The sequence below is a fragment of the Streptomyces sp. NPDC003247 genome, assembly GCF_042888135.1.
GTDB lineage: Bacteria > Actinomycetota > Actinomycetes > Streptomycetales > Streptomycetaceae > Streptomyces.
The window spans coordinates 213,653-235,943 of sequence record NZ_JBIAPF010000010.1; the positions used below are offsets into that span (position 1 = coordinate 213,653).

At 70.0% G+C, this 22,291-nt stretch carries 20 protein-coding genes and 1 pseudogene; 7 read left to right on the plus strand and 14 right to left on the minus strand.

Features of this window, described 5'->3' with window-relative positions; genetic code table 11:
• Positions 1–558 (plus strand): telomere-protecting terminal protein Tpg, encoded by a 558-nt coding sequence (gene tpg, locus ACFYWQ_RS30750; protein ID WP_389520838.1) that lies wholly within the window; start codon positions 1–3, stop codon positions 556–558.
• 194 nt (positions 559–752) lie between these two features.
• On the opposite strand, the gene ACFYWQ_RS30755 is transcribed toward tpg, so the two are convergent.
• Positions 753–1,850: a HEAT repeat domain-containing protein gene (locus tag ACFYWQ_RS30755; protein WP_389520840.1), complete on the minus strand. Its 1,098-nt coding sequence runs from the start codon at positions 1,848–1,850 to the stop codon at positions 753–755.
• A 404-nt stretch (positions 1,851–2,254) separates the two neighbouring features.
• Here ACFYWQ_RS30755 and ACFYWQ_RS30760 point away from each other — a divergent pair, with 404 nt between their 5' ends.
• Entirely contained in the window at positions 2,255–2,758 is a 504-nt protein-coding gene (locus ACFYWQ_RS30760) for an NUDIX hydrolase (protein WP_389520842.1), read from the plus strand.
• Positions 2,759–2,779: 21 nt separating this feature from the next.
• Here ACFYWQ_RS30760 and ACFYWQ_RS30765 read toward each other — a convergent pair whose 3' ends face one another.
• Both ACFYWQ_RS30765 and ACFYWQ_RS30770 read right to left on the minus strand, forming a co-directional pair.
• Positions 2,780–3,568 (minus strand): hypothetical protein, encoded by a 789-nt coding sequence (locus ACFYWQ_RS30765; protein WP_389520844.1) that lies wholly within the window; start codon positions 3,566–3,568, stop codon positions 2,780–2,782.
• Between the two features lie 144 nt (positions 3,569–3,712).
• Positions 3,713–4,639, minus strand: coding sequence for a LysR family transcriptional regulator (locus ACFYWQ_RS30770; RefSeq protein ID WP_389520846.1), 927 nt, complete (start codon positions 4,637–4,639; stop codon positions 3,713–3,715).
• A gap of 156 nt (positions 4,640–4,795) precedes the next feature.
• Between ACFYWQ_RS30770 and ACFYWQ_RS30775 the strand changes: the two genes are divergently transcribed.
• A complete protein-coding gene (locus ACFYWQ_RS30775) occupies positions 4,796–5,539 on the plus strand; it encodes an SDR family oxidoreductase (RefSeq protein WP_389520847.1) in 744 nt (247 codons plus the stop codon).
• A gap of 30 nt (positions 5,540–5,569) precedes the next feature.
• Positions 5,570–6,523, plus strand: a complete 954-nt coding sequence (locus tag ACFYWQ_RS30780; protein ID WP_389520849.1) for an SDR family oxidoreductase — start codon at positions 5,570–5,572, stop codon at positions 6,521–6,523.
• A gap of 245 nt (positions 6,524–6,768) precedes the next feature.
• Here ACFYWQ_RS30780 and ACFYWQ_RS30785 read toward each other — a convergent pair whose 3' ends face one another.
• The 8 genes from ACFYWQ_RS30785 to ACFYWQ_RS30820 all read right to left on the minus strand — a co-directional run bounded on the left by ACFYWQ_RS30785 (position 6,769) and on the right by ACFYWQ_RS30820 (position 16,885).
• Entirely contained in the window at positions 6,769–8,748 is a 1,980-nt protein-coding gene (locus tag ACFYWQ_RS30785; RefSeq protein WP_389520850.1) for a DUF2264 domain-containing protein, read from the minus strand.
• Positions 8,749–8,819: 71 nt separating this feature from the next.
• Positions 8,820–10,529, minus strand: coding sequence for a heparinase II/III family protein (locus tag ACFYWQ_RS30790; RefSeq protein ID WP_389520852.1), 1,710 nt, complete (start codon positions 10,527–10,529; stop codon positions 8,820–8,822).
• Positions 10,530–10,685: 156 nt separating this feature from the next.
• Complete coding sequence (locus ACFYWQ_RS30795; protein WP_389520853.1) at positions 10,686–11,801, minus strand: substrate-binding domain-containing protein; 1,116 nt, start codon at positions 11,799–11,801, stop codon at positions 10,686–10,688.
• Between the two features lie 199 nt (positions 11,802–12,000).
• On the minus strand, positions 12,001–12,699 hold the full coding sequence (locus ACFYWQ_RS30800; protein ID WP_389520855.1) for a hypothetical protein: 699 nt from the start codon (positions 12,697–12,699) through the stop codon (positions 12,001–12,003).
• A gap of 14 nt (positions 12,700–12,713) precedes the next feature.
• Entirely contained in the window at positions 12,714–13,625 is a 912-nt protein-coding gene (locus ACFYWQ_RS30805; protein WP_389520857.1) for a carbohydrate ABC transporter permease, read from the minus strand.
• Positions 13,622–14,551 (minus strand): carbohydrate ABC transporter permease, encoded by a 930-nt coding sequence (locus ACFYWQ_RS30810; protein WP_389520859.1) that lies wholly within the window; start codon positions 14,549–14,551, stop codon positions 13,622–13,624. Before ACFYWQ_RS30810 ends, ACFYWQ_RS30805 begins: the two co-directional genes overlap by 4 nt.
• Complete coding sequence (locus ACFYWQ_RS30815; protein ID WP_389520861.1) at positions 14,548–15,804, minus strand: ABC transporter substrate-binding protein; 1,257 nt, start codon at positions 15,802–15,804, stop codon at positions 14,548–14,550. Before ACFYWQ_RS30815 ends, ACFYWQ_RS30810 begins: the two co-directional genes overlap by 4 nt.
• A 61-nt stretch (positions 15,805–15,865) precedes the next feature.
• The gene (locus ACFYWQ_RS30820) at positions 15,866–16,885 is read right to left on the minus strand and encodes a hydroxyacid dehydrogenase (protein ID WP_389520863.1); all 1,020 of its coding nucleotides are present in this window, start codon (positions 16,883–16,885) and stop codon (positions 15,866–15,868) included.
• A gap of 702 nt (positions 16,886–17,587) precedes the next feature.
• On the opposite strand from ACFYWQ_RS30820, the gene ACFYWQ_RS30825 reads away from it, so the two are divergent.
• From ACFYWQ_RS30825 to ACFYWQ_RS30835, 3 genes are all read left to right on the plus strand, one after another.
• The gene (locus ACFYWQ_RS30825) at positions 17,588–19,168 is read left to right on the plus strand and encodes a discoidin domain-containing protein (protein ID WP_389520865.1); all 1,581 of its coding nucleotides are present in this window, start codon (positions 17,588–17,590) and stop codon (positions 19,166–19,168) included.
• A 224-nt stretch (positions 19,169–19,392) separates the two neighbouring features.
• The gene (locus ACFYWQ_RS30830; RefSeq protein WP_389520867.1) at positions 19,393–19,686 is read left to right on the plus strand and encodes a hypothetical protein; all 294 of its coding nucleotides are present in this window, start codon (positions 19,393–19,395) and stop codon (positions 19,684–19,686) included.
• Positions 19,683–20,624 carry a hypothetical protein gene (locus tag ACFYWQ_RS30835; protein ID WP_389520869.1) on the plus strand — a complete coding sequence of 314 codons (942 nt, stop codon included), beginning with the start codon at positions 19,683–19,685 and terminating at the stop codon, positions 20,622–20,624. The genes ACFYWQ_RS30830 and ACFYWQ_RS30835 overlap by 4 nt, the downstream gene beginning before the upstream one ends.
• Positions 20,625–20,857: 233 nt before the next feature.
• Here the strand turns inward: ACFYWQ_RS30835 and ACFYWQ_RS30840 are convergent, their stop codons facing one another.
• The 3 genes and pseudogenes from ACFYWQ_RS30840 to ACFYWQ_RS30850 form a co-directional block, all read right to left on the minus strand.
• Positions 20,858–21,097, minus strand: a complete 240-nt coding sequence (locus tag ACFYWQ_RS30840) for a hypothetical protein (RefSeq protein ID WP_389520870.1) — start codon at positions 21,095–21,097, stop codon at positions 20,858–20,860.
• A gap of 44 nt (positions 21,098–21,141) precedes the next feature.
• The gene (locus ACFYWQ_RS30845; protein WP_389520871.1) at positions 21,142–21,312 is read right to left on the minus strand and encodes a hypothetical protein; all 171 of its coding nucleotides are present in this window, start codon (positions 21,310–21,312) and stop codon (positions 21,142–21,144) included.
• 553 nt (positions 21,313–21,865) lie between these two features.
• A pseudogene (locus ACFYWQ_RS30850) lies at positions 21,866–22,174 on the minus strand (GGDEF domain-containing protein); the annotation flags it as partial.
• Between the last annotated feature and the right edge of the window lie 117 nt (positions 22,175–22,291).

The following is a 22,291-nucleotide window of genomic DNA, read 5'->3' on the forward strand; positions in this document are numbered from 1 at the left end:
GTGAGCGAGATCCATGAGGCGATCGAGCGGGCCGACCGGGAATCGTTCACCCGCGAGCCGCCGAAGACCCTCAAGGGCCAGATCGGCTACCTGCTCAAGCAGCTCGGCAGCGCGAAGGCCGTCGCGCAGGAGATCGGCGTCACCGCCGACTCCGTGAACCGCTACCGGCGCGGCGCGCGCAAGCACCCCCGCGCCGACGTCGCCGCGAAGATCGACAACGCGGTGCGCGCCCGCTGGCAGCCACTGGTGCGCAAGCGCCGGCAGCGCCAGGCCGCCACCACGGGCGGGATCACGGTGGAGACCCGGGCCCGCTTCGGGTACACCGCGCCGGTCGGTACGACCGACGACGGCCGCTTCCGGCGACTCACCGTGCACCTCCCCCCGGACTACGCACAGCGCCTCTTCGACGCCCGCGACGCCGGGGCCAGCGACCAGCAGATGCGCGGAATCATCGCCGAAGGGTTCAAAGAGGTCTATTTCCAGGACAACGGCGGTCGTGCCATGGGACTTTCGGACGTGGCCATAAACGACATCGACTACCTGGATCTCGACTACTGACTCCGGAGCCCTTTATGGCGAGCCTGACAACCGCCACTGAGCCGAAGCACGGTAGTTGTCACATAGGCAGGCTGGTTGTCACCGATGGTGTTGTGGGCGGTTGAGCCTGAGTGCGACAGTGTCCTGTCACACCGAGCCTGTCGGACTCTCACTGCGCCGCGTACGTCTGGTTCGGTTCTCGCTGTACCTGTCACTCAGAGCAGGGCTCGGATGGCGTCGCGCTGCTCCGGCAGGCCGGCTTCCCTGAGCCAGCGGATTTTGTTGCCAATGTTTCCCCAGCAGTTGTCATTGGCGGTGACGGCTTGCAGAAGCTCCCGCTGTGCGGCCGACAGTGGCACGCCGGGGCGGTAGCCGGTGGGGAAGGCTTTGACGAGCAGCGGACCCCAGTCGCGGTCGACGGTGTAGTCGCTGGCGAGCGATATCAGGGCCATGGCCGCCGGGGCTAGGTCCTCAAAGGCGTCGACGCGGTCAAGGATGGCCTTCAGGAGGGTGAAGCGGAGCCAGCCGTCGATCTGAGGGAGGGGGTTGGGGAACCAGTTGTCTGCCTCAGCCGGGTTCTGTAGGGCTTCGAGCAGGACGGCGGTGGCGCGGGGCATGTGCGCGCATCCGGTGGCCAGAGCGGCGCATGTGCGCACGGCTGGATCAGGATCGTTGAGGAGGCCGGTGGTGTCCTGGCCCCAGGCGCCCATTGCCAGAGCTGCGGAGGAGCGTTCTCGGCGGCTGCCGTCTGCTTCGAGAACGCTACGCAGGCGGTGGGCGGCGCGGGGGACGAATCCGGCGAGGTCGGGTGCCTTCAGAAGCAGGGTGACCGTTCCGAGGGCTGCCTCTCGGGTGTCCGGATGCGGATCGTCGAGGAACGGTTCGACCGCGTCGTAGAGCTCGGGTCGGATACTTCGGCATGCGCGGACCGCTTCGATCTCGTCTTCGTCCTCGCCGTCGTACTCATCCCCGTACTCGCCCTCGCTGCCGGGGTCCTCGCCGTAGGAGGCCGAGTCGGCGATCTGGCCGAGCCAGTCGAGTAGTGCAGCCCGCAGGGGCCGGGTCCGGCCGTCCCAGAGGAAGAAGCTCTCGTGCTCGGCCAAAGTCTGGGGGTGGGCCAGGATCGCTGCAATGAACAGTGCGGCCGGCGGGGTGGAGCTGTACAGGGATCCTTGATGCAGCACGGACATATCGAGCATTCCCAGTGCCTCGGCCTGCACCTCGGGATCCTCGTTCAGGAGTTGGCACAGGTACGGCGGCGTGTCCTCGGCGCTCCCATATGCATGCTGCAGGGCATCCCATTCGGTTGCCATGAGCAGCTCTCTGGCCGTCGGGGGCAGTCCAGACCAGATGGGGGTGCCACGTTCCTCGTCTCGATTCGTCACATGCACACCCTGCCGAACAGCACTGACAACCGGTCGCACCGGGGTGTCGGGGGATTCCGCACGTACGCCTCACCTGCTGCCGCCTTGAGTGGTTCTGTGAACCACTCCTCCGTGAAAGCCAGGTCGTTTGAGAAACCCGAGCCTCCGTCTTCTCAATCGGCCTGGCATCCCAGCAGGTCAACGGCTCGCTATCTGACAGATGCACTTCGACAGGACAACAGGTCGACAACTGTGGTCATCCGTGTCCGGCTTCCTGGTTCCGGTTCTCCTGGATCGGCCTCTGCGGGCTCAGAGAAGCGGCGTTGTCAGTGGGCTCTGCCAGGGTGTGCGTCGTGGATGAACTGGTGGAGCGTGTCGACGATCAAGATCGTGTGCTGGGGGTGGTGGTCAGCCGCCAGCAGGCCATCCAGGAGGGTTGGCTGCACCGAGTCGCCGTGACGGTGTGTCGTGATGAGCGTGGACGGATCCTCGTCCACCGACGGTCGGAGCAGGTATCGCGCTTCCCCGGGCTCTATGAGGTCGAGGTCGGTGGCGCCGCAAATGTCGGCGAGTCCTATGAAAAGGCCGCCGCGAGGGAGCTGACCGAAGAGCTGGGCATTCGTGCGCTGCCGCGCCTGCTGTTCACGTTCATCAACCGCAGCGGCTTGAGCCCTCACTGGCTCGGCGTGCACGAAGCCGTGGTACCGACCGCCGTGGTCCCCGATCCCGATGAGGTCGCCTGGCATGGCTGGCTGACCGAGCCGGAGCTGCGGTCGGCCCTGCTGGAGTGGCGCTTCACCCCCGACAGCAACGAAGCCTTCAGCCGGTATCTGGCGTTCCGGACCGCGCGGTCCTGACCTTGCGCATCACGCTCAGGCTCAGCGTCTGTCGATCTCCTTGGCCAGATGCTCGGCGTGGTCTTCGAGCAGTGGCTTGAGGGCGCCGTAGTAGGGCTGGTGGTCAATTGTGCGGAGCCAGTGGAACACGTTGTGTCGCTCCCGGGTCCAGACGGCGCGTAGTGCGGGGTCGGCGGCCATGTGAGGCGGGCAGGGTGCAGAGTCGGGCTCGCCTTCGGTGACGCGCGTCCAGATGTAGGCGCCGACAGCCAGGCGCCTGCGGTCGTCGCTGAAGGGCTTTCGATGGCTGGTGAGGTCCGGAAGCCGGGTGAGCATGTGCTGCCAGTTCTCGGGTTCCAGCGTCCAGGTGGCAAGGGCCTCGCGTCGGTGTTGGTAGTCGATGGCGGGACCTGCGAGGAGTTCGGCGGTGATGGCGTCGAGGGCCTGCTCGAAGTCGCGGGCCGTGCCGCTGGTGCGGAGGTGGCGGTTCAGCAGCTGCGTGTAGCCGAGCCTCTTGTTCGCGGGGTTGATCCCGAGGAACTGGGCGGCTTCGTCCAGGCTCCCGCCGCGTGAGCGCCGGACGAGGAAGACCGCGCCGCGCGTCGGCGCATCTCGGGCGTGGTGTCCAAGAGGAAACTGAGGTGGCGTTCGGCGAGGGCTTGGGGGTAAGCACGCGGGAACGTGCTCGGGTCGCAGGCCGACACCGGTGGAGGGGAGGCGGAGTCCGCCTTTGCCGGTGCGCCGGAAGGTGGGAACGATCGTGTCGGCGGCGGGGCTTGGGCTTCGCGGGCGGGGTGGTGTTCTGCGGGATGTCGGGGACCTCGTCGGCACCGGGGTCGATCGTTGACCAGGAGGTGGACGGGGTTGCTGGTCAGGCTGTCGACGTGAGGGTGACGTCGTGGCTGAGGGCTTTGAGCCGGCGGACCAGGTCGCGTTCGGTGGGTGGGGTCGCCATACCCTTCTGGACCGGGAACGTCAGGCTTCGCGTACGAGGAGGTTCTTCGCGGATTCGCGGAAGCGGGCGACGAGCGGGTTGGCGTCCGCGAAGCGGGTGGCGACCACCACCTGGCAGGGTTCGACTCCCTCGACGGGGACGGTGACGAGGTCGTTGCGGAGTGTGCAGCGCCGGTCGTCGGCCGGCACGAGGGCGATGGCCCGGCCGTCGGCGACGACTTCGAGCTTGTCCTCGAAGGTGTCGACGAGCAGGGGACCGAGTGGAGCCCGGCTGCCGTCCGGACGGGGATCGAGCCGCCAGAAACCGGTCCACAGCGCGGCCATACCGGCACAGGCCACGAGGGGTTCGCCGGCGAAGTCGTCCGGGGTGACCGACTCCTTGCCGGCGAGACGGTGGAACGCGGGCACGAGGAGCGCCCGGGGTTCGTCGTAGAGGACGGTCACGTCCAGACCGTCGCTCGGGATCGGGAGCGGCGTGCGGACCACGAGCGCGTCGACCCGGCCCTCGGGCAGGGCGCGGACCTCGTCCCAGTCCAGGTGACGGGTGCGGACGTGGGCGTCGGGGTGACGGCGGCGCAGGTCCCGCACCGCGGGGGTGATGAGGAGGTCCTCGACATATCCGATGGTGACCGTACGCGGCGGCGCGGCGGCGCGTGCGGTGAGTACCGCCTGGTGAGCCGTGTGCAGGAGCGTCTGTGCCTGCGGGAGGAAGGCCGCGCCGGCCGCGGTGAGGCGACTGCCCTGGGAGGTGCGCTCCAGCAGGCGCACGCCGAGGGCGTCCTCCAGCCGCTGGATCTGGCGGCTCAGGGAGGGCTGGGCGACGTGCAGCGCCTCGGCCGCCCGGGCGAAGTTCAGGTGCTCGGCGACGACCGTGAAGTACCGCACCAGTCTCAGATCCAGGTCAGGGCCGGGGCGGGGCGCCGTGGGGGGCGGGGCTTCGTCGGGCATACCAGCAGCCTACCCGTGATGCAGATCCTGCATGGCGGGGCGCAGAACGGGTCTTGGACGCCCGGTTCGGACGGATGTTGACTCGATGTTGTCCAGCCGGGGTCGACCGCTCGGACGAAATCCAATAGCCGTTCTCACAGATGGAGTGTGTCCGAAATGGGCAAGTACGAGGGCAAGCATGTGGTGATCACCGGAGGCAGCAGCGGTTTCGGACTGGCCACCGCGCAGTTGCTCGTGGACGAAGGGGCACGGGTGTTGATCACCGGGCGTAACCAGGCCATCCTGGACGCCGCCCGCGACCGGCTCGGCGAGAGGGCGATCGCGGTCCGCAGCGACGCCGCGTCGCTGCCCGACATCGAGGCGCTGGCCGACCGGGTGAAGACCGAGTTCGGCACGGTCGACGCCCTGTTCGCCAACGCGGGCGTCAACGGCTTCGCGCCGTTCGAGGCAACCAGCGAAGAGCTCTTCGATCAGCTGCTGGCCATCAACGCCAAGGGCCCGTACTTCACGGTGCAGAAGCTCGCTCCGCTCCTGGCGGAAGGCAGCGGCGTCGTGCTCACCACCTCCGTGGCGAACGTGCTGGGAATTCCGATGCTCAGCGCGTACGCGGCCGGCAAGGCGGCGCTGCGCTCCATGACCCGCAGCCTGGCCCGGGAACTGCTCCCGCGCAAGATCCGGGTCAACGCGGTCAGCCCCGGCCCGATCGACTCCGGGATCCTGGAGAAGTCCATGCCCAAGGAGGCGGCCGAGCAGACGAAGGCGCAGATGGCCGCCGAGAACCCCATGCTGCGCACGGGGGACCCCGTCGAGGTCGCCAGGGCGGTGGTGTTCCTCGCCTTCGACGCCACCTACACCACCGGCGCCGAACTCGCCGTGGACGGCGGCGGCTCCCAGCTCTGACGCTCGGCGCCGGAAGAGAGGAATCAATCCATGCGTGTGTTCATCACCGGCGCGAGCGGCCACATCGGCTCCGCTCTCGTCCCGGAACTCCGCGCGGCGGGGCATGAGGTCGTCGGCCTGGCTCGCTCGGATGCCTCCGCCGAAGCGCTGCGAGAGGCCGGCGCCGAGATCCGACGCGGCACCCTGGACGACGTGGACGTGCTCCGGGACACCGCGGCGGAGGCGGATGGCGTGATTCATCTGGCCTATCTCCACCATGCACCGGCGCATGTGGACGCGGCCGCGGTCGATCTGGTCGCGATCAACGCGATCGGAGACGCGTTGGCCGGGTCGGGCAAGCCCTTCGTGGGGACTTCGGGCACGCTCGTGCTCCCGCCGGGACGGCCCGGCACCGAACGGGACGCGCCCGATCCGGCGGCGCCGGCGGCGCGCCGGGTCCCGGCGGAGGAGGCGGCCGTCGCGCTGGCCCGGCGCGGAGTCAGGTCCTCGGTCGTCCGCCTCGCGCCAACCGTGCACAGCTCGCTCGACCACCACGGCTTCGTCCCCACCCTCATCGGCATCGCTCGGCGTACCGGCGTATCCGCTTTCGTCGGGGACGGCACCAACCGATGGCCCGCGGTGCACACCAAGGACGCGGCCCGGCTGTACCGGCTGGCGCTGGAGACGGCGTCAACGGGTGCACGCTGGCACGGCGCCGCCGACGAGGGCGTGCCCTTCCGGGACATCGCCGAGGTCATCGGCCACCGCCTGAGCCTGCCGGTCGTCAGCGTTCCACCCGAGCAGGCGGCGGACCACTTCGGCTGGCTTTCCTTCGCGGTGACAGCGGACAATCCGACGTCCAGTTCGCTGACCCGCCGGCTCCTGAAATGGCGACCGGAGCACCCGGCCCTCCTCGCCGACCTCGACGAAGACCACTACTTCACATCGTTCGGCGGTCATCGGGTGCCGTCTCCGAACAGGGTGTCCGGGCTTTCCGGCCGGTAGCCCGGGGCCGGGGCCGGGACAGTGCGAGCGGCGGCCTGCCGGGTCTGCGGGTGCGGCGCTGCCGTGGGTGGACGCCTTCGGTGGGCCCTGAGGCAGTACACCGGCCGCACGCCGGCTCCAACTCCTCGGTGTCGAGCCGGACGTGCAGGTCGTCGCGGACAGCTTCCTGGGGGTGCCGTTCCCGATCGCCGGCGCCGATCGCGTTCCCCACCCGCGACCACTGGTCCTGGCCCCTCCTCTGCACGTCAGAGGCCAGGCAGGGTGGCTTCCGTGGTGATTCCGTCGTGCCACACGATCAGCGCGGTACGGGCACCGTGGCGGTCCGTCCGTACGTCCAGAGTGCACGGCGGGGTGTCACCGTCTCCCCGGCCGAGGGCGACGACCGCGGCGAGTACGGTGCCGGCGGGCGGGACGGGCGCTGTCAGCCAGGGGATGGCGGTCCAGCCGCCGAGCGGGCCGGTGTCCTGTTCCAGGAGCACTCCGGCGCCCCGATAACCGGTCAGGCTCCGCACGTGCGACGACAGACGGCCGGTCGAGGCAACCGCGAACGGGCCCTCACCGGTCCGCTCGCCGTCGCTCGTACGAGGGCGGGTGTCGGCCGCCAGCGGCCAGCCGCCGAGGCGCACGAGCCGTCCCGGTCCGGGCGGGCCGTCCACGCGGACCAGGCGTATCTCGACGCCCTCGCGTACCACCGAGGTGACGGTCACGACGGGGCCGGTCGTGGCGGCGCCCGTGCGGCCCGAGCCGTGGTCGGGCTCGCCCGCGCCGGGAGCCGCCACCCAGTGCACGGGTCCCGCGGAGGCTGCCGCCAGGACACCGTGGGGCAGTTCCCTGGTGTACAGCGTGCGGAAGCCGGTTCGGTGGGACGCCCTGCCGCGTTCGTCGAGGACGGCCACGGTGTTGTCGACCGGGTCGTCGACCGTGGCACCGGTCAGTGGGGGCACCGTCGCGGTGGAGTACCCCAGTCGCGCGTACAGCGGCGCGTCGGTCCGTACCTCGCCGGGCCGCGCGTGGTCGGTGCCGTGGTTGAGAACGGTGACGATACCGTCCGAGCGGCGTCCGCCGACCAGCCAGCCGGGCGCGGTGACGACCCTCGCCTGGTCGCCTTCCTCCAGCGGCAGCGGCTCCTCGGTGGCGGTCCACACGGGGTGATCGGCGGGCAACGCGAGACCCAGCATCCCCTTCGCCGCCCAGTAGGGGGAGCCCGGCCCCGAGTAGGACTGGCGCATGCCGGGCCAGGGGTGGTGCCAGCCCATGGTCAGCAGGCCGGTGTCGTCCGGCACGCCGTGGCGGACGAAGTGGTCCACGATGCCACTGGTGACTCGTCGGGTGAGGCCCGGGGAGAGGGGGCTCGCGCCGCTCAGGGCGCCTGTCCAGAAGGGTGCCGCGGCGGCGAAGCGGTAGATCAGGCTGCGTCCTTGCAGCAGCGGGGAGCCGTCGGCGCCGACCAGGCGGACGGCGTCGTCGAGATACCGGGCGAGGTCCGCTTCCCAGGTGGTGCGCAGGTCCGGGGGGCAGAGTGTGCCGGTGACGTCGAACAGGGACGTCCACAGCAGTGGGTACGTGTGCAGGGCCCAGCCCGTGTAGTGGTCGTACGCCCGTTCCTGCCCGTCGGACAGCCATCCGTCGGCGCGGCGGAGGGAGGCGTGAACCGCGAGGTCCTGCTCGATGTCGGTCGCGGACCATGGTCCGCCGGCCTCGCGCAGGAAGGACTCCACGACGATGCGGAACCAGACCCAGTTGATCGGCGGGTACGGCTGCGCGATCACTCCGGACAGCCAGTCGATCGTGGTCTCCCGGACCGTGTCGTCGAGGCGGTCCCAGAGCCACGGCTTGGTCATCTGGAGGATCAGCGCGATCGAAGCGGCCTCGACCTTGGCCTGGTCGAGTTCCTCCGGCCGCGGCCACGCCTCCGGATGGTGCCGGTCGGTGCCGGCGGCGAGGCCCGCCGCGTAGCGCTCCAGGAGTCCGGTGGGGTCGGCGCCCCGCTCGCCGGTGACGCGGAAGCCGGCGAGCAGGAAGGAGCGGGCATAGCCCTCCAGACCGTCGGAGTCGGGGCCGTAGGAGCTGTTGGGGCCGGGGAGCAGGACGCGGGCGCGACCCGGCGACCGGTGGGCGTCGAGCGCGGCGAGCAGCCGGTCGGCGAGCGAGGCCCAGTCGCGGCGTTCCCAGCCGGTGCGGGGGGAACTGCCGCAGGGGGGAGGGGCGGTGGGCTGGATACTCATGCCGGTACCTCCGGGCGGTGTCGGGTGACGAGGGTGAGCGCGGGCAGACCGGTCCCGGCAGCGGTTGTCGATCACGGTCGACGGCCGGTCTGGTCGGTCTCTGCCGCGTCCGCACGGCCCCCGTCCTCGCGGAGCGAGAAGCCGAAACTCAGACGCGTGGTGCCCGCTTCGAGGGCGAAGCGCAGCCGGAGACGGAAGACGGTCTCGGGTGTGCCGTGGTGATCGGTGGTCTCCAGGGTCTCCACCTCGTGGGCCACGCACCCGTCGGGGATCAGCAGCCGCGCCTGCGCGGTCCGGCCCCGCCAGACGGCGGTACGCCCGTCGCAGCGGGGTGGCACACGGCTGATGAACACCTCGTCCACCGGGAGCGCACGCGAGTTCTCCACCTCGTCGGTCAGGAGCAGGTCTCCGGAAACCCGTTGCCAGGAGAAGGCGCGCCGCAGGCGACGGAGACCGTCCACCTCGTAGGCCGCGGTGAGGTCGAGCGTGTAGTCGACGCCGTCCGGGCCCGGCACGTACGACGTGACACGAGCCGCGTGCTGCCGGCCGGCGCTCTGTGTCCGGGACGCGACGACCGGGACGGAGTGCCCCGCCGAGGAGTTGTGCAGGAAGTCGTAGCGGGTGCTGTCGTCGAAGGAGCCCCGGCGGTACTCGCCGGCTCCCAGGTCCGTCAGGAGTGTCTCACCGCCGGCGGCGAGCACGAAGTGGCCCAGGTCGTTGTGGTTGTGCGGTTCGGCGTTGTGACCGCCCTTGGCGGCGAAGGCCGTGCCACCGCTCCGGTCCACGACCCAGGCCAGCCCCGGCAGGTGGCTCGTACCGGGAGGCGCCGCCACCTGTTCCGTCGCGGTCCGATTCCCCCATCGCAGAGCCCTGGTGACATCTCCCCAGTCCCGGGGGAGCACGGAGGGCCGGACCACGCCGGGAATCTCGATTCCCAGCCGCGAGGACAGCAGGTGGGCGAGGCCGGCGGGCACCAGCGGCCTCTCCTCGCCGTCGGAGAAGGCCGGAAAGAGCCCACCGCCCATGTGGACCGCGACAGGGAAGGCGGCGATGGCGCGTACCTTGGCGTCGTCCAGCAGGTCCTCTCCGGTGACGCGCCGCGACTCCTCCGCGAAGTACGCGAAGTGGGAGAACCCGAACGCCCAGTAAGCGACCCCCTCGGCGCATCCCCCGTCCTCGCCGAATCCGGACAGGTAGACGTCCATGGCCCGCCGTACCCGGCTGAGGAGCCCGTCCAGGCGGGGCCCGGGTTCCCACAGCGCGATCGCTGCCATACCGGCCGCTCCGCCGCACACCGCGGCCCAGTTGTGCGGCCACGCCTCCCACGGCAGCGGCGGCTGTCCCTCGGCCAGCAGTGAGAGCACCCGCCGCTCCACCTCGGCGCGGACGCGGTCGGTGACCTTCCGGTCGAGACGCTCGCCGCACCGCTGCACGGTTTCGGCGAGCAGGTGAGCGGTGAGGGCCGCGAAGAGATCGAGGCACCGGTCCATTCCCCGGCCCATGACGGCTGCCTGCTCCTCGTGTGCCGGCAGCGCCCAGGTGTACTCGTCGCAGACCGACCACAGAGCGTCCTGGAGGAGCCCGGTGTCGGCCGTGGGGGCGACGAGGGCCTCCGCCGCCAGGGCCGTCAGATGGGCACGCCGGCGGAAGTAGAGCGTCTCGTACCCGAGGCGGTCGCCCTCGCCGGCGAAACGCCGGTACTGGGAGAACGCCAGGGCGGGCAGACCGGCTTCCGCTTCCGAGCGTGCCGCCGCGGCGGCGGCACGGATCAGGGAAGCCATGTGTTCGGCGTCGTTCACCGTGTCCCCGCCGGTCGGTTCATTGCGAGCATCTGGCTTCCTCGTGATCGTCGGGGATGTCGCGGGCCCGGGGTGCCGCGAGGGCGGAACGGCGAGCCGTACACAGGTGAACGGCGGCCGAGAGTGCCGCCGGGGTGGTCATGGCCCGTCGGGCAGGGGCACGGCACCGCAGGACTCCCGTACGACGACGTTGGGCCACAGCTCTATGCGGTGTACGGGCCACTCTCCGCTGACGTCCGCGAGGTGGGCCAGGGCGAGCTGGGCGGCGAGCATGCCGAGCCGGTGCTTCTGCGGTCGAACCGCGGTGAGGGCCGGGTCCGACGCCGCTCCGATCTCGTCGTCGTAGGTGACGATCGCCAGGTCGTCCGGAACCGTGAGAGCCAACTCCCGGGCCTGTTCGCTCAGACCGATGGCCTCGCGGTCCGAATGGACCAGCATGGCGCGGACCCCGGCGGCGCGAACGTGCTTCAGGACGTCGGTATAGGCCTCCGCCCACCCCGGGTCCCCGTAGGAGGGCACCTCCAGATCCAGGCCGTCGTGCGACGGCAGGCCCAGCGTCTCGATCGCGTCCTGCCATCCGGCGCGCAGCGCCTTGCTGGTCGGGCTCTGGCGGGTGGTGATCAGCGAGATCCTGCGGTGTCCCAGGGTGACCAGATGCCGCACCGCCAGGCCCGCACCCACCGCGTGTGCGGTCGTGGCGGAGTCCAGCGCGAGCGTGGCGAGCTCCGGAGGGGGCCGGCGCTCGACGAGGATCACCGGCAGGTGCAGGGACTTGAACCAGCGCAGCAGTTCCCTCCCGACGTCTCCTTCGGTGGCGGGGGCCACCAGCAGCGCCTGCACTCCGCGCTCCAGCAGGGAGCTGACCTGGCGTCGGTCTTCGACGGCATCGTCCCAGCGGGAGGCACGCATGATGAGACGGCCGTCGGCGGCGGCGACCGCGGTGTGCGCGCCTTGGATGACGGGAGGCCAGTAGTACTCCATGGAGGGCACCACCATGCCCACGAGGGCACGGGGTGTCATCGGGCCATAGGCGCCCGGCGTGGATTCCCGGGGCTGCTGGGCCTGCACCCGGTGGGGCAGGGCGATGCCTCCGTGCACGCGCTGCACGAGTCCGCGGTCGGCGAGGAGCGTCACGTCCCTGCGGACCGTCACGGCTGTGACACCCAGTTGATTCACCAGGTCCGCCAGGCGCACCATGCCGTGCCTGCGGACCGCGGCGAGGATTCTCTCCTGGCGCTCAGCAGCCAGAGCCATCGCTCGTCCTCCTTCCCACGACGCCTCCCATCGGCCTGCCTCCCATGACGCCTTCCGTCGGCCTGCCTCCCATGACGCCTTCCGTCGGCCTGCCTCCCACGACGCCTTCCGTCGGCACGCCGGTGGTGACCACCGCACCGTTCCTGGTCGATGTGTCGGTAGTGATCGAATCCCTCCTGGTGCTGGCTGGCAAGGGGTGTCAGGTCGGATCGGTGAGGAGGGCCATGGACCGGCAGTTGCGCCACACCACGAAGAGGACGCAGCCCGGCACGACGGCGAGCCCCAGCAGCGGGGCCTGGTTGACCAGCAGGAGTCCCACCGCGATCAGGACCAGGTTCATCGCGGAGACCAGCCGGTGCCGGACGACGGCCAACGGCGCCAGGAGGAAGATCCGCCGTCCGACCCGGCCGTGGGCGGCCACCTCAGTCAGCGCGACGACCCCTGACAGCGTCGCCAGTACAGCGATCACCACCGCCATGGGGATGAGCGCCAAGCCTGCCTCCGTCCCCCGGAGGGCCACGACGTCGGCGACGGCGGCGACCGCCGTCAGCAGGAGCGGACCGCCGACCCGGAGGGCCGGGAGGAAGAGCCTCGCACAGCTCCGCGCGAACGCGAGGAGGGACGCCTGCCCGTCCTCGCCCGCCTGGTCGAGGCAGGCGAAGGCGGCGGCGAGGGAGGGCAGGGTCAGCAGGAGGAGCGGGCCGAAGACCACCGGGTGGCGCCAGGGCTGGTGGCTCATCTGAAGAGCGGCCAGCAGCGGCAGGTTGGCCGCCGCCATCCCGAGGTTGACCACCAGCACGCGGTGGACGTGGGACCAGATGAGCTCCCAGGAGCCGTAGGCGACGTTGAGGCGTGCCCGTGAGGCGCCGGCGGGGGCGGTCGTGTCTCGGCCGGCCATGAACCCCACCCCTGTCATCCCTTGACTCCGGTGGTCGCGATGCCCTGCACGAAATAGCGCTGACCGAGCAGGAACAGCAGGAGGATCGGCAGCACGGACAGCACCGAGCCGGTCATGATCATCGCGTATTGGGCGTCGTACTGGCCGATGAAGGAACGCAGTCCGAGCTGCACCGTCCACAGGCTGTTGTCCGTCAGGTAGATGAACGGGCCCATGTAGTCGTTCCAGGTGTTGACGAAGGTCAGCAGAGCGAGGCTGGCCAGGGCCGGCTTGGACAGCGGGAGGATGATCCGCGCCCAGATCCCGTATTCGCTCAGTCCGTCGAGGCGGGCGGCCTCGCTGATCTCGTCGGGGATGGTCAGGTAGAACTGCCGCATCAGGAAGACGCCGAACGCCCCGAACGCCTGGAGAAGGATCAGGGAGAGGTGGGTGTTCACCAGGCCGAGCTTCTGCATGATGATGTACTGCGGGATCATGTAGGCCTGCCAGGGCACCGCGATGGTGGCGATGTAGCCGGCGAACAGCAGATCCCGGCCCGGGAAGCGCATCTTGGCGAAGCCGTAGGCGGCGAAGCTGCCCGTGAGCACCTGGAGGAAGGTGATCACGACGCTGAGGAAGAGCGAGTTGCCCAGGTAGGCGGCGAGCGGGATGGCTGTCCAGATGTTGCTGAAGTTGTCCCAGTGGAACTCGTGGGGGATCCACTGGATGGGTACGGTGAAGACGTCCTGGTCGGCCTTGACCGACGAGATCAGCATCCAGACGAACGGCAGCAGGACGACCGCCGCCACGGCTACCAGGGCCGCGTGGAGCGCTATGCGGCCGGCCAGCCGCAGCGCCCGCTGCGGGCGGCCGCCGGGAGGGGAGACCGGGTCCCCGGGGGACGTGTGGGAGCGGATGCTGTCCTTCCGGAGCAGGGCGGTGCTCATCGTTCGCTCCTTCGCTGGAACTGGAACTGTACGGCGGTGATCACCAGGCAGATCACGAAGAGCGCGAGCGAGATCGCGGAGGAGTATCCGAAGCGCCCCTGGGTGATGCCCTCACGGAAGATCAACTGGGAGAGGACCAGGGTGGAGCGCCCCGGGCCGCCCTCGGTCATGACCTGCACGAGGTCGAAGACCTTGAAGCTGGAGACCGTGAGCATGACCAGAACGAAGAAGGTCGTGGGACGCAGGCACGGCAGGGTGACGTGCCAGAACCGCCTCCACGGCCCGGCCCCGTCCATCCGCGCCGCCTCGTAGAGTTCGGCGGGGACGGTCTGCAGGCCGGCCAGGAACAGGACCATGTAGTAGCCCATGTCCCGCCACACGCTCGCGATGATCAGGGCCGGCATCGCCCACTGCGGGGAGGTCGTCCAGCCGGGCGGGTGGGCGACGCCGAGGGAGTGCAGGATCTGGTTGACCGGGCCGACGTCCGGGCTCAGCAGCATGTTCCACACCACCGCGACGGCCACGAGCGAGGTGACGTAGGGGAAGAAGAACGCCGTCCGGAGGATCTTGACGCCGCGCAGCTTCTGGTTGAGCAGGACCGCCAGCCCCAGGGACACCGCCAGGGTGAGCGGGATGTGGCCTCCCGCGTAGTAGAACGTGTTCTCCAGCGCCGTCCAGAAGTTGTCGTCGTCCCCCATCCGGCGGAAGTTGTCCAGGCCGATCCACGTGGGTGTGCTGTAGGAGTCCCACTGGGTGAAGGAGACGGCCAGCGCGCCGAGGACGGGGACGAGCGTGAGGGCCGCGAAGCCGAGGAAGTTGGGGAGGACGAAGGTCCACCCGATCAGCGTGTTGCGGCGCCCGCGGCGCTTGGCCGCGGTGGCGTGGGACACGGAGGAAGGCCGTGTGCTCCGTGAGACCGTGCTCACTTGACCTCCTTCTTGACCCGGTCGTCCATCTCCGTGATGCCCTTGTCGAGGGACGTCTCGCCGCTCATCACCAACTGGTGTTCCTCGGTGAGGATCTGGTCGATGTCGGAGGACTTGTCACTGACCGGCATCTCCAGCTGCACCTGGGAGGGCTGCATCGCCTTCCGTGACGTCGCGTCGTCGGGCATGCCCGTCACGCCGAAGAAGGTGTCCATGATCTTGCCGTCGGTGTAGGAGGGGACCACCCCGATCTTGGCGATGGCGGCGGCCCCTTCCGGCCCCGAAGCCCAGGTCACGAACTTCTCGGCGGCGTCGGCGTTCCGGGCCTTCTTGTTGACGGCGAACGCGGTCGGCGAGCCGAAGGTGACCGCCTTGCCGTCGTCCGTGCGCTGGGGTATCGGGGCCATGCCCCAGTCGACGTCGTTCTTCCCCTCGGCCTTCTCCGCCAGGAGCGCGGCCGCCCACCAGGTGCCCATCGGCACCATGGCGGCCTTGCCGGTGGTGAACTGCGAGTCATAGGTGATCTTCTGGCTCGACGCGGTCGAGAACGGGATCGTGGCCTTCGCCTTCTGCAGGTCCAGGGCCACCGTGTACTGGTCCTTCATGAACGCGTAGTCGCCGCTCAGCAGATCACCGCCGGTCTGTGCCGAGGCGATCGCCTGGACCACGGAACGCCAGGTGTGCAGGTAGGTTCCGTACACCTTGGAGGTCCCGGAGCCCTTGGTGGACTCCTCCGCGAGGTCCCCGAACTGCGACCACGTCAGGTGCGACAGGTCGGCGTCGCCGACCAACGCCTTGTTGTAGTAGAGGACCCAGAAGTCCTGCCGGTACGGGAGGGCGTAGTACTTGCCCTGCAGATCGAAGTCCTCCAGTCCCGAGTACGCCTGGGCGGAACGCTCGGCGGCCACGTCGGTGAGGGGCATGAGCTGGCCTCGCGTGGCGTACCGGGCGTAATCGGTGACGTTCTTCATGGTCAGGACGTCGGTGGTGTCTCCGCCGGCCAGCATGGTGGTGACCTTGTCGGAGTAGTCGTCGGCGAGGATGTCGACCGGCTGGACGTCGATGTCGGGGTTCTTGGCCTCGAAGCCGTCGATCAGCGCCTTCCACTCGGGCGTGGTCGCGTAGTTCCACAGGGCGACCTTGACGACGGTACGGCCGTCGGAGGCGGTGCTCGACCCGCTGGCGTCGCAGGCGGTGGCGACCAGGCTCGACACCACGGCCAGTGAGGCGAGAAGGGTGCGGTTCTTCTTCATGGGGCTGCTCTCCTTTGAGCGTGCGGGTGATGGTCCGACTGGGCAAGGGCTCGTGGTGTGATCAGGCGCCGACGCCGAGGGCCCAGTGCTCTGCGGTGATCTCGGATCGAAGGGGCTGGTGGGAGGTCCAACGGGACAGCTCGTCGAGCACGTGATCGGTCAGCCGGCCGATCTCGGTGCCCAGTGAGCCGGCGATGTGGGGGGTGACCATCACGCGGGCCGTGTGCCGCAGAGGTGAGTCGGCGGGCAGCGGCTCGGGGTCGGTGACATCGATGATCGCGAACAGCCGTCCCGAGGCGCACTCCGCCGCCAGGGCGTCGGAGTCGACCAGACTGCCGCGGGCGGTGTTGATGAGTGTCGCCGCGTCGGGGAGCCGGCGCAGTTGCTCGGCTCCGATGAGGTGGTGGGTCTCGGGGAGTTCGGGGGCGTGCACGGACAACACGTGCACCTGCGGCAGCATGTCGTCGAGTGTCACCAGCCGGGCTCCCGCGCGGGCCACTTCCTCAGGGTCCGCGTAGGGGTCGGCCACCAGGCAGGTGGTACCGCCGAGCACCTTGAGCAGCTCGACCACACGCCGGCCGATGCGTGAGAAGCCGACGATGCCCACGGTGCGCTCGAAGTTGGACAGATCGCCGTAGCCGGTGACCGAACCCCAGCCGCCGTAGGCCCGCCGTTCGTCGGCTGCCAGGAACGGTGCCTTCTTGCCGGCGAAGATGACGGCAGCCAGCGTGTACTCCGCGACCGGGACGGCGTTGGCGTCAGCCGCGCTGGTCACCTGGATGCCGCGGCGCCAGACCTCGTCCCCCACCAGCCCCCGTACGCTGCCCGCACCGTGCAGCACCGCCTTGAGCCGGGGTGCCGCCGCGAGGCGGGCCGGGGTCAGCTCGGGTGCTCCCCACGACGTGATCAGCACCTCGGCGCGTGCCAGCCGCGTGCGTGCGTGCGGGGTGTCGAGGCCGTCGGTCCAGCACGGGGCGTCCAACGTCACCAGTTCGGCAAGGCGCTCCAGCCGCGACGGGTCGAAGTGCGCCTCGAAGCTCGACCTGCTCATCACGACCAGAGCATGGGGCTTGGTCCGCATGGGGTACGGGTTCCTCTTCCTCGGGGCAGCTGACAGACGTGTTCCGGGGGAGAGCTCGTGATCTGGCCGGAAGACGCTCGGACAGGAATAGTGCGCCGAAGGGCACATCGGCCAGAGCTGTAACTGAGTCGAAGCGAATCGATCAGAAGCGATCACGCTTTTAGGTTGGTTTGAGATGTTCTGATAGGGCCGTCGCCAATGAATGCGAAAGCAGCCGTCGCCGCGATGCAGCCGAGGAGACGGGCCTGGCATGGGCGTGGCATCACGAGGACGTACTGCCCGTGCCAGGAGGCGCGGCCGGAAACCGCACGGATCGCACCGTTCCCCGCCAGGTCCGGACCTGCCTCTTTTCGTTGTTCCGCGCAGACTCCCGCCGCCCGTCCGGCCGGCGTGTTCGTCCGGCGTGTTCGTCCGGCGTGTTCGTCCGGCGTCGGCGATCGGTGCTGATCGTTGCTGATCGCTTCGATTCCGGCTCGTTGACCCCTGTGCCAACCGGGCGCTCAATTGGCTGGCCAGATCCCAGCGGGCTCGCAACCGGGTCTCTCGCACGTCCGCACGGAGCCGACGGGCGTGCGAGGCCCGTGCCCACCGACAACCCGGTCGGTGGTCCTCCCCGCGTGGCGCGCCCAGTCCGTCCGGGCGCACACGCCAGGCCCGCCGGACCCTCGATCCCTACCTCTCACGGCGAGGAGCCGCATCACCATGACCCGTGACAACGATCCCCGGTCCCTTCCCCCCGGTCCTTCCCGCCGGGTGTTCCTGGGAGCCGTGTCCCTGACCGCGCTCGGCGCGGCCCTTCCGTCGGCCGTCGCGTCGCCGGCGTGGGCGGGCACCTCGGCGTACAGCGCCTTCCCCGTAGGCGGCACCTGGCTCGACACCAGCGGGAAGGCGATCCAGGCCCACGGCGGCGGCTACCTGAAGGTCGGCCCGCACTACTACTGGGTCGGCGAGGACAAGAGCGACGACAGCGCCCTCTTCTCCAACATCGCGCTGTACCGGTCCGCCGATCTGCTCAATTGGACCTTCGTCAACAACATCCTGACCAAGGACAGCGCGCCGGCGCTCAACTCGTGCAAGATCGAACGCCCGAAGCTGGTCTACAACGAGGCCACCCGCACCTTCGTCCTCTGGGGCCACTGGGAGAACGCGCAGGACTACAGTGCCTCACACCTGATGGTGGCCACCTGTGACACCGTGGGCGGCGACTACGTCTTCCAGCGGCACTTCCGGCCCGGCGCCGGCACCGTCGCCTCCACCGCCGTCGACCCCACCTACACCGCCGGCGACGGCCTGTACGGTCACGCCTCCCGCGACTTCACGGTCTACAAGGACCCGGACTCCACCACCGCCTACCTGATCTCCACCGAGAGCGGGACCGACATGCGGGTGTACCGGCTCAGCACCGACTACCAGGATGTCGACTGGGGCGGCTCCTACCCCCTGTTCGTCGGCAAGCGGCGTGAAGCGCCCGCCATGGTGAAGGTGGGGGACCGCTACTTCCTGCTCACCTCCGCCCAGTCCGGCTGGTACCCCAACCAGTGCCTGTTCGCGTACACCGACGACCCCGACGACCCCGACGGCTGGTCCGCGCTCGCACCGGTGGGCAACAACACCACCTTCTACAGCCAGCCGGGAAACATCCTCACCGTCGAAACGAAGACGGGCCCCACCCGCCACATCTACCTGGGCGACCGCTGGAACCCGGCGGCGCTGGGATCCTCCACCTACGTCTGGCTCCCGCTGTCGTTCACCGGCGTCGACGGCTCATCGCCCGGCGTGTCGATGCCGTACCTCCCCAGCTGGTCGGTCAACCACGCGAACGGCGCGGTGAGGACACCCTCCAACACCCTGGTCTCCCAGGGCAGGCCGGTCACCGCGACCGCGAGCGACGCCGCCCACGCGGGCTCCGTCGCCAACGACGGGAACTTCTTCAACCTCAACACCACGGGCGACAGTTCCTCGTACTTCAAGCCGGCCGCGGTTCCCTTCGACTGGACGGTCGACCTGGGCTCCGCCCAGGAGCTGAGCCGTATCGACATCAGCTGGCGCGCCTACAACGGCTCCGAGACGTATGCCGGGTACACGGTGTCCGGCAGCACCGACGGCACGTCCTGGACGACGTTGACGGACCGTTCGGACAACACCGTGGTCGGCTTCACCAGCGACGCCCTGAACGGCACCTGCCGATACGTCCGCCTGAGCGTCTCCAAGGTCGTCAACGACCACAACAAGAACTCGGCCACCTGGGCGGCGGGACTGGTGGAGGTGCAGATCTACTCCTGACCCGCGCCGCCGGACGTCCGGCCCTCGGACGAGCCGTGCCCGCCGCGGCGGGCACGGCCGGCCCTTCCCCCGATCCGCGGGCCGGTGCCGCTCACCGACGCGCCGGCCCGGCACGCCCAAGGGCCCGGCGATGCCCCGGATCTGCCTCGATCACCCCGACAGCACTCACGGAGCCGCCGAATGAACGTCCTTCCCACCGCCAGAACCAGCACAGCAGGCCGGCCATGAAGCCACCGGTCCTCACCTCCGCCCGCGCCTGCCTCGCGGAACTCGCCATGGTGCCCGCCACTGTCCTGCCGGCCGCCCTCGTGCTGCCCGCCACCGCCTCGGCCTCGACCGCGGCCCCGGCCGCGATCCAGGCGACGTACTACGTCGCCCCGGACGGCGACGACGCCAACCCCGGCACCCTCACGCAGCCGTTCCGGACCCTGCAGCACGCGCGGGACGTCGTGCGCACGGTCAACAGCGACATGACGGGGGACATCCACGTCTGTCTCCGGGCGGAAACCACCCCGTGAGCGGCACGATCGACTTCACACCGGCCGACTCCGGAACGAACGGCCACCATGTCGTGTACACCGCCTTCCCGCAGGAGAAACCGGTCCTGAACGGAGGAGTCCAGGTGACCGGCTGGACCCAGCACAGCGGCAACATCTGGCAGGCCCCGCTCGACCGTGACGACAAGCTCCGCGCGCTCTACGTCGACGACACACGTGCCACCATGGCCTCGAAGACGATCACCTCGGCGGGATGCTACGGAACGTACTCCGTGACGGCCGGCCAGGCCCCCTGGGCCTGGGAGTCGGGTTCACACACGTTCACCGCCAAGGGGGTACCGTCCGTTCCCGTCCGCAGCCCCGATGACGCGTCCACGACCCTCTGGCTGGCTCCCGCCGGCACGACGACGTTCGCAGCCGGCGCCACCATGACGAAGGCGTCCGGAACCGCGACGGCGATCAGGATCCCGCCCGAACCCGGCGACTACCACCTCTACATCGTGGACGCGCAGGGCAAGGTGTCCGCCCCTTCACAGTACGTCGTACGCCAGGCGTGGACCTACGTCGACGAGACGAGCCCCCTCGTCACCTACTCCTCCGCCTGGACGACCTGGAAGGACACACAGGACTACGGCGGGTCCGAGAAGTACACGAGTAAGGCGGGCGAATCCTTCCACTACGCGTTCACCGAGTCCGCCGTCCGGTACCTCGGCATGACGCAGCCGAACATGGGCAAGGTCGACGTCTACATCGACGGCGTCCTGGCACGGGCGGGGATCACTCGCGGCCGGGAGGACGGAGGCGAAGGCGTCCAGCGCGGACCGCGCGCGCTGTGGTCCGCACGGCCGGGCGACCGACACGCGGTGGGGCGGCTCGGCTCCCTCGCGAGAAGTGGCCCCGGGCGGCCGGGCGGACCACTCCGGGCACCGCCCATGCGGCCGGTAGTGTGCAGGTGCTGAAGGAGACCGACCGCCTGAAAGCCGACAATGAGGCACTGGTCGGTGCACTGCACCAGGTGGTGATGGAGAACCGTCAGCTCCGGCTCCGGCTTGGAGGTGTGCGAGGTCGTCCTTGTCGCGGGCGTTGCGTGCGGTGACGCGGCAGGCGGCGGCGGGCTGCTGCTCGGTGCTGGGTTCGAGCGGGAGGGATTCGGCTTCGAGGGCCTGGGTCCAGTCGGTGAACACGGCGCCTCCTACGTGCGCTGGGCGAGCAGTAGGAGCTCGCGGTTGTGATTTGAGGCAGCCGGCCCCGCGATGGGGCAGGTGCCACAGGCGGTGCGGGCGCGGTCGATGCGGGCGAGGTCGTCGGGGCTGTTGTCGCTGGTGTCGTGGAGGAACAGGTGCGGGTTCGTTCGGCAGACCAGCCGGTGCTCGGTGTGGGGGAAGGGGATCCGAGGGTCGGCCAGGACGGCCGGTGGGGTGTTTCGGCTCATGGATGAGCCCTCCTTGCGGAGTGATCAGGCGACGGGGAGGGGGTTCACGCGTGGTCGTCGCCCTCGCCCTGGCCCTGACCTTTGGGCTTGGTGCCGGAGGCGAACCGCCCGAGCCGTGCTTCCACGGGATCGGCGGTGATCCAGTCCTCCGCGCACGACTTGTGGACGGGCTCCCCGTGGTGGGAGCGCATCGGTGTGGGCCGGGTGCACAGCACGCAGGGCCGGTCCCTGCCAGCGGTCGAAGTGCCGGCTGTCGCGCCATTCCAGAAGCGCGCCGGGAGCCGGGATCAGCCCGGGATCGAACAGCGGCTTCCTGCCTCGCGGGCGGGTCACGGCCGCAAGCCGGGCAGCTGCTGGAACACCCGCGCCACCAGGTCCGGCGTGGGCCGCCGGGGAACGACCTGCCCGCGTGCGGGACAGGCAGAGGCAGCTCCTGGACGTCGGCAAGGACCAGGTGCCAGGCGCCCGGATGCGCCCACTCGGTGCAGGGCGGCGCTCCTTCGGGGTCCTGGTGGCAGTCGGTGATCCGGGCCACGCCGATCACGGCCCCGGTCACCAGCTGCAGGCCGCGGATCGTGCGGCCGACCGGCGGGAGGCGCAGGGCGGGGCGGTCGACGGTCCCGCTCGCGTGCAGCAGCACCCAACCCGGCCGCCACGGCCGGGACCGGTTCTCGATCGTCCTGGCCCCGGCAAGGATGCAGACGGCGTACGGATGCCGGATGCTGAGGCCGCCGATCCAGTCGCCCTCGGGCACGGCCGGGGCCGCGCTCACGCGGCCCGCCCCCACACCGCGGTGCCCGGACGCCCGGCCCGGCGTCCGTTGACGGACGGCGTGGCGGCGTGCGCGGCGGTCGCCAGGACCGCCCGGCCGGAGTGCTTCCCGCCGTACAGGGCAGCGTCGGCAGCCCGCTGCAACGCCGCCAGGTCGCCTGTTCCGACCGCGTGCGGGGTCGCGGTGCCGACCGAGGCGGCGACGTCGACCGTGCGGCCGTCGTCCAGGACGACGGGGGTGCGGAGCATGCGGACCAGCTGCGCGAGGCGCTGCTCCAGGCCCGCGGCGCGCAGCTGGAGGACGACGGCGAACTCTTCTCTGAACTAAGAGATGCCGCGGGTAGGGGCGCCGTCGCGAGCGCCGCGATACCGCCGCCCGGGCCGGCGGAATCTCTTGGTGATCGAGCGATGATCGGTCGTGGC

Bases quoted from the DNA above. Each gene is read 5' to 3' on its own strand.
- ACFYWQ_RS30755 (WP_389520840.1), bottom strand. From the start codon at position 1,850: ATGGCAACCGAATGGGATGCCCTGCAGCATGCATATGGGAGCGCCGAG.
- ACFYWQ_RS30770 (WP_389520846.1), bottom strand. From the start codon at position 4,639: ATGCCCGACGAAGCCCCGCCCCCCACGGCGCCCCGCCCCGGCCCTGAC.
- ACFYWQ_RS30775 (WP_389520847.1), top strand. From the start codon at position 4,796: ATGGGCAAGTACGAGGGCAAGCATGTGGTGATCACCGGAGGCAGCAGC.
- ACFYWQ_RS30780 (WP_389520849.1), top strand. From the start codon at position 5,570: ATGCGTGTGTTCATCACCGGCGCGAGCGGCCACATCGGCTCCGCTCTC.
- ACFYWQ_RS30785 (WP_389520850.1), bottom strand. From the start codon at position 8,748: ATGAGTATCCAGCCCACCGCCCCTCCCCCCTGCGGCAGTTCCCCCCGC.
- ACFYWQ_RS30790 (WP_389520852.1), bottom strand. From the start codon at position 10,529: ATGGCTTCCCTGATCCGTGCCGCCGCCGCGGCGGCACGCTCGGAAGCG.
- ACFYWQ_RS30795 (WP_389520853.1), bottom strand. From the start codon at position 11,801: ATGGCTCTGGCTGCTGAGCGCCAGGAGAGAATCCTCGCCGCGGTCCGC.
- ACFYWQ_RS30800 (WP_389520855.1), bottom strand. From the start codon at position 12,699: ATGGCCGGCCGAGACACGACCGCCCCCGCCGGCGCCTCACGGGCACGC.
- ACFYWQ_RS30805 (WP_389520857.1), bottom strand. From the start codon at position 13,625: ATGAGCACCGCCCTGCTCCGGAAGGACAGCATCCGCTCCCACACGTCC.
- ACFYWQ_RS30815 (WP_389520861.1), bottom strand. From the start codon at position 15,804: ATGAAGAAGAACCGCACCCTTCTCGCCTCACTGGCCGTGGTGTCGAGC.
- ACFYWQ_RS30820 (WP_389520863.1), bottom strand. From the start codon at position 16,885: ATGCGGACCAAGCCCCATGCTCTGGTCGTGATGAGCAGGTCGAGCTTC.
- ACFYWQ_RS30825 (WP_389520865.1), top strand. From the start codon at position 17,588: ATGACCCGTGACAACGATCCCCGGTCCCTTCCCCCCGGTCCTTCCCGC.
- ACFYWQ_RS30830 (WP_389520867.1), top strand. From the start codon at position 19,393: ATGAAGCCACCGGTCCTCACCTCCGCCCGCGCCTGCCTCGCGGAACTC.
- ACFYWQ_RS30840 (WP_389520870.1), bottom strand. From the start codon at position 21,097: ATGAGCCGAAACACCCCACCGGCCGTCCTGGCCGACCCTCGGATCCCC.